This is a genomic window from Nitrososphaera sp., from assembly GCF_050748925.1.
Taxonomy (GTDB): Archaea; Thermoproteota; Nitrososphaeria; order Nitrososphaerales; family Nitrososphaeraceae; genus Nitrososphaera.
In genome coordinates this window covers 1-5,782 of the sequence record NZ_JBOGQF010000112.1, presented here as the reverse complement: position 1 = coordinate 5,782, position 5,782 = coordinate 1, and the positions used below count along the sequence as shown (strand labels likewise).

At 52.5% G+C, this 5,782-nt stretch carries 7 protein-coding genes; 3 read left to right on the top strand and 4 right to left on the bottom strand.

Annotated elements, in window-relative coordinates:
- The first annotated feature begins 44 nt into the window (after positions 1–44).
- From ACREAY_RS09275 to ACREAY_RS09265, 3 genes are all read left to right on the top strand, one after another.
- Positions 45–1,046 (top strand): J domain-containing protein, encoded by a 1,002-nt coding sequence (locus ACREAY_RS09275; protein ID WP_431755489.1) that lies wholly within the window; start codon positions 45–47, stop codon positions 1,044–1,046.
- Positions 1,047–1,137: 91 nt separating this feature from the next.
- The gene (locus ACREAY_RS09270; RefSeq protein ID WP_431755488.1) at positions 1,138–1,314 is read left to right on the top strand and encodes a hypothetical protein; all 177 of its coding nucleotides are present in this window, start codon (positions 1,138–1,140) and stop codon (positions 1,312–1,314) included.
- 175 nt (positions 1,315–1,489) lie between these two features.
- Positions 1,490–3,169 carry a YncE family protein gene (locus tag ACREAY_RS09265; RefSeq protein WP_431755487.1) on the top strand — a complete coding sequence of 560 codons (1,680 nt, stop codon included), beginning with the start codon at positions 1,490–1,492 and terminating at the stop codon, positions 3,167–3,169.
- 132 nt (positions 3,170–3,301) lie between these two features.
- On the opposite strand, the gene hisF is transcribed toward ACREAY_RS09265, so the two are convergent.
- The 4 genes from hisF to ACREAY_RS09245 all read right to left on the bottom strand — a co-directional run.
- Positions 3,302–4,105: an imidazole glycerol phosphate synthase subunit HisF gene (gene hisF, locus ACREAY_RS09260; RefSeq protein WP_431755486.1), complete on the bottom strand. Its 804-nt coding sequence runs from the start codon at positions 4,103–4,105 to the stop codon at positions 3,302–3,304.
- Positions 4,102–4,794: a 1-(5-phosphoribosyl)-5-[(5-phosphoribosylamino)methylideneamino]imidazole-4-carboxamide isomerase gene (gene hisA, locus ACREAY_RS09255; protein ID WP_431755485.1), complete on the bottom strand. Its 693-nt coding sequence runs from the start codon at positions 4,792–4,794 to the stop codon at positions 4,102–4,104. Before hisA ends, hisF begins: the two co-directional genes overlap by 4 nt.
- A 5-nt stretch (positions 4,795–4,799) precedes the next feature.
- A complete protein-coding gene (gene hisH, locus ACREAY_RS09250; RefSeq protein WP_431755484.1) occupies positions 4,800–5,420 on the bottom strand; it encodes an imidazole glycerol phosphate synthase subunit HisH in 621 nt (206 codons plus the stop codon).
- Between the two features lie 6 nt (positions 5,421–5,426).
- A partial coding sequence (locus ACREAY_RS09245) for an imidazoleglycerol-phosphate dehydratase (RefSeq protein ID WP_431755483.1) occupies positions 5,427–5,782 on the bottom strand: 356 nt, incomplete at its 5' end.

Here is a 5,782-nt window from a genome sequence, read left to right as displayed (position 1 = left end):
ATGGTAGCTTGGCTGTACATTATTCGGATAGGAAAGTCGCATAGATGAGATGGAAGAGAGAAGCACCAAACAAGGGTGCCAAAAACCAAGACGGCAACAAGGATGGAAATCCTCCTCAAAAAGAGTCCACGACTCTTGATAGCTATGACTGCTATTCTATTCTGGGTGTGACATATAATGCCGACAAGGACGAAATAAAACGAGCGTACAGGATGCTTGCCCTTCAGTACCATCCAGACCGCAACAAGTCGGAGGAAGCTATTGCAATTTTCAGGGTTGTCCAGATGGCCTATGATACTCTTACTGATGAAGGCAAGAGACGACGTTACGACTCAACCATACCTGCCTTAGGCAGTACGAAACAGAGCGTAATCAAAGTCGAACTGGACGGTGCCTTCACTGAAGGCTATGCGTCAGATGACAGAGTTGCCATTAGCATTGCAGGTATGGACGAGGCTATTGTCATTGAAAACAGCATATCTGTCCCGTCTGTCTGGATCCATAGCGCCGAGTTTCACAAGCAGTATTCCCTCTTTACAGATATAGCGTTTGAAAGACTGTTCAAGGCACTGTATGAAATAATGAATCCTCGTGAAGATCTAGATGATGTCGAAGTGGTCGGCGTCCCAAAGTTGCGCGCACATTTCGATGCCCGGTTCTGGAATCGTGGGCAAACCAACGTTTCAATGTATTGCTACAGCTCGATGAGTTTCACGATTATCAATGGCTTGCCTTACATCTACTTGCATGGAGCCAGGTACCACAATGCCCAACATGAAATTACAACGGAATTCTATACGAAAATGAAAGAAGCCATAAGCAATATTATCAGAGCCGAGTTGGTAGGGACAGTTGAACCCCCGGCTGAAGTCCTGGAGCCTGTCACAATTTTTCAACCCGTCAAGCAAGTCAGCGAACTGAGACTACCTCCCAGAGAAATTTGCTTGATGTTTACGACCCTGTGCAGGACAAAAAGCGCACAAGCAGCTCGACATGCTCTCAAAGGTATATGGCGTCCCGTCAATGAGGACAATATTTCAGCATAGGTTTCCCATTAATGACATGGTCTGCAAAGATGCCCTGGCTGTGTATTATTCTGATGAAATGACAGCGTATTTCAGGCCCGAGGGGACCACAATGACGACGATCTTGCACGAGTTTTATCATCACCTGGTAAACTGCTATGGCGCAAAGGACATGCTGGACTATCAAATCATACCCGATCCCGTCACAGGTTACTATGCCCGCAACGAAAGGGAAGAACGAGCAGCTGACAGCTATGCCAGGACCTTTGTAAGAAGGACCTTGGGATAATCAGGAAAAGGGTATCACGCGCCTCGCGACATATCAATAAGCATCAGTCGTTGAGCAAAATGTGACGTAAGGCGGGTCATGATGGAGATAAGATTAGGTGAATCGTAGGGGAATATCTCTACACAATCCGATTCCATAAAATTATAGTACTAGAACCGCAGCTGAACCGGGTGTATTGCTCCAGCCGGTGTTTTGCAAGCCGATTGCTGTGCTATTATTGACATCCTTGATGCTGTTGCCTGTTGCACTCTCGGCTCCTGCATATGCAACTGAAGAATCCTTTCCCATTAGTACAGTCTCCCTGGGCAAGGAAGGGTGGGATAACGGCTCTCCGTCCGGCGTTGCCATCGACCATGAAACCAATCTGGTGTACGTCGCCAGCCGTAATTCAGACACCGTTACCGTGATAGACTCTGCGACAAACAAAGTTGTTGACATCATAACTGTCGGGCCGGAACCCTGGGACCTGGCAGTCAATTCTGATACCCATATCGTTTACACTGTAAACAGAAGCCCCCGCACGGTTTCCGTCATAGATGGGACGACAAACGAGGTAGTTGCGGCACTTGATTATTCAGAGTACGGAACTCGGTCAGTACAAAGCATAGCCGTCAACACGGAGACGAACAGGGTGTACGTGCTGCTGAACAACGGGCCTGCCCGGCAGGCTCTGGTTTCAGTCATAGATGGCGCTTCAAATGAGATTGAATCGACGTTCAAGGTTGCAGACCTGAAACCGGATTATGATGTATTGGAAAGCACGCGGGCCATCGCGGTAAACTCGAAAACAAATGAGGTTTACGTGACGAGGGATTCTGGCGCCCTGTTGGTCATTGACGGCTCGGATAACAGAGTCGTCAACACTGTGGCAACAGGGAGAATGCCAAATGGCATTGGAGTGAATGAGCAGACTGACATGATTTACGTGTCTAATTTTGGCTCGCAGTCGATTTCTGTAATAGACGGCTCGACAGGCGAAAGAGTTGACGAGATGGCTACTTTCCTCGATCCCCAGCGGATGGAAGTTGATGAGGAAACAAACACGATCTACGTTACCAGCTATGGAGAAGGCGTATCAGTCATCGACGGCGCATCTAACAAAGTGAGAAATTCGATAAAGGTGGGCGAGTTTCCCGAGGGCGTCGCCTTTAACCCGGACAGCGGCCTTTTGTACGTGGCAAATGCGGGCTCAAATTCTGTGTCTGTAATAGAACTGGGCCGTCTGGGATGGCAGACGGCTTTTGCGGTGGGCAGATTCAGCTATGCAGAGCCGCCAAAGCCGGACCAGATATTCAAGATCCAGTATCGCGTGATTAATGGGACAGCAGAGAACTTTCGGGCGCAAATGGGGGCTTCGGCCAATGTAAGCTCTGTTGACGGCGGGATATTGGAGATCAAGTACCCTAGAAACTATCCGTACACAAACTCTAATTCTGATCAGTTTGAACCACCAGTACTCTTTATCAATGGAATGGAACCGCCTCAAGTTCCTACTCCTGAAATAACAGAGTGCTTTTTTGTGTTTTCAATCCCGTTTAAGGAAAGTATTGGGATTGAGCTTGCATGGGCATATTTGCTTTGGCAGGAGCCGTTCCATGGCGACGAGATCCCAGACTACTGCATTACTGAAACAGTAGTCCCAGATGTGGTTGTAAAGAAGGACGGCACGATCTCTCCTCTGCACCAATTCAAAGCAGGGGTAAAGGCCCAAGACGTGATATGTGGAGGTATTCTGGAGCCCGAGGAATACAGGCTTGTCATACACCCGGACGGACGACCGTACTGCGTAACCCGGGAATCGGCGACAGAATTGATACAGCGGTGGGGAGTGACTATTCCTGCAAGACCGAGCTGACGTAATGCACTTCTAGCGCAAGGTAATCTGCTTTTGCCCCCCCCCAACCACCATACCTATCGGCGCAGGCGCTGCCGCCGGTATAAAAGAACTGTTGTTTCCAGCATTTTCCACTGGAAACGCGCACACGCGCTATATCCTGATCCTGACGCCGCTCTTTTTCAGGTATCTCTTCACCTTGTCGACGGTCGACTTTTCATAGTGGAATATCGACGCGGCAAGTGCAGCATCGACATCTGCCTTTTCAAACACGTCGAGCATGTGTTTTGCGCTGCCGCAGCCGCCTGACGCAATGACCGGCACGCTGACTGCCTTGCAGATGGCCTTTGTCAGCTCGATGTCGTAGCCGTTTTCCGTTCCGTCCGCATCGATGCTCGTGAGCAGGATCTCGCCGGCGCCCCGTGACTCTACCTCCTTGACCCATTTTATCGCGTCAAGGCCCGTCCCTTCCTTGCCGCCGTATATCATCACCTCGAACCAGTGCCTGCCCTTGCCGTCTTTGAATTCAGTCTTGCCAGTCGTGTCGCCGTACCTTCTCTTGGCGTCTACCGCCACCACGACGCACTGCTTGCCAAAGATATCCATCAGCTGCGTCACCAGCCCTGGGTTCTTGACCGCGCCAGTATTGATCGAAACTTTGTCTGCGCCTGACAGCAAGATGTCGCGAGCATCTTCGAGCTTTTTTATTCCGCCGCCGACCGTGAACGGGATGTCTATCACCGTCGCGACCTTTTTCACCACGTTCTTCATGGTGTCGCGCCCCTGAGTCGACGCCGTTATGTCGAGAAACACCAGCTCGTCGGCGCCCTGCTCTTTGTATTTTTTCGCCAGCTCTACAGGGTCACCGGCGTCCTTGACGTCTGCAAAGTGGACCCCCTTTACCACCCTGCCGCTGTCGACGTCGAGGCACGGGATTATGCGCTTGGCAAGTGTCATGCTATAGCCTTCACCCTCTCTACGCTCACCCTGACGTCATACATCGCCTTGCCAAGGATGACTGCCGAACACCCCGCGCTCTTTACCCTCAGCGCGTCTTCGACGCTTGAAATGCCTCCACTGGCTATGATCCTGGCCCCCGATGCTACTGCTTGGGACAGCGCGGAAATGTCGGGGCCGGCGAGCGTGCCGTCACGCTCTATGCTTGTCAGCAAAAAGTCGTCGATGCCCATCGCCCTAAATTGAACTATCGCGTCCTGCACGCCGACGCCAGACGACTCTTGCCACCCCTTGACCATCACCTTGCCGCCTGCCTGGTCGATGGATATCACTATCCTGCCGTGATGTTTTTTCGCCAGCTTTCTGACTGCCTCCGGGTCGCTGTAGGCCATGGTGCCGATGACTACTCTGGCGGCCTTTTCAAGCGCCTCCTTGGCCACCTCTGGCGTCCTGATGCCGCCAGCGACCTGTACCGGCGCCTTGACTGATGAAACTATTTTTGCAATGACCTCTGAATTATTGCCTGTGCCAAGCGCCGCGTCAAGGTCGACAACGTGCAGCATGTCCGCACCAGCCGCCTCCCACTTTTTGGCCATCTCGACAGGGTCGTTGCTGTACACTATTTTGTTGGCCGGGTCGCCTTTTACCAGCCTCACTACGCTCCCGCCCATGACGTCTATTGCAGGCATTACCCTCATTTTTTCGCCGCTTCCCTGCACATCTCGATAAAGTTCTTGATCATCACGCCGCCAACGTCGCCTGACTTTTCAGGGTGGAACTGCACGCCTACGAGGTTGCCCTTTTCCACCACCGCCGGGACGCTGGTGCCATAGTCAGAAGTCGCCACGACCAGCTTTTTGTTTTTGGGCGCAGTCCGGTACGAGTGGACGAAATAGACCCACGAGCCGTCCTTTACCCCCTTTAGGAACCGGCTCTCTCCTTTTACCTTGAGGTTGTTCCATCCCATGTGGGGGACCTTGACCTTGCCCTTTGGCAGCATCACGACGTCGCCATCCAGTATCTTTAACCCCTCGAGCTTGCCCTCCTCGCTCCTGTCAAAGAGCATCTCCATGCCGAGGCATATCCCCATCACCGGCATGCCCTTTTCTATCGCGGACGAGAGGTTTCTAGCGTCCTTCTCGATAGACCTGATGGCAGGGTCAAAGTTGCCGACGCCCGGGAGCACGAGGCCGTCGTATTTTTCAAGGTCCTGCATGTCATAGATTATCTCGACGTTCCTGGCGCCGTTGCGCTTTAGCGCCGACTTCAGGCTGAAAAGGTTCCCTGCGCCATAGTCAAATATCGCTATCTTCATCTTTGCTCACATCGCGCCCTTTGTACTCGGGACTCCCTTTCTCTTGCCGTCGGTGCCGGCAGCTGCTCTGAGTGCGAGCGCAAACGCCTTGAGCGCCGCCTCGGCCTTGTGGTGGTCGTTGTCGCCGTACTCGACTATCATGTGCGTGCACGCGTTGAGGTTCTGCAATAGCGACCGCACAAAGTGCTCGAGGTCTTCCCTCGGCACGCCCTCAATGCTGTCTCTCTCCAGTTTCAGGTCCGCCCTGTGGTACTGGCGCTTTACGAGGTCGATGGCGACATATGCAAGCGCCTCGTCCATCGGGACCATGGCGCTGCCAAACCTCACTATCCTTGACCTGTCGCCGAGGGCCTTGTCTATCG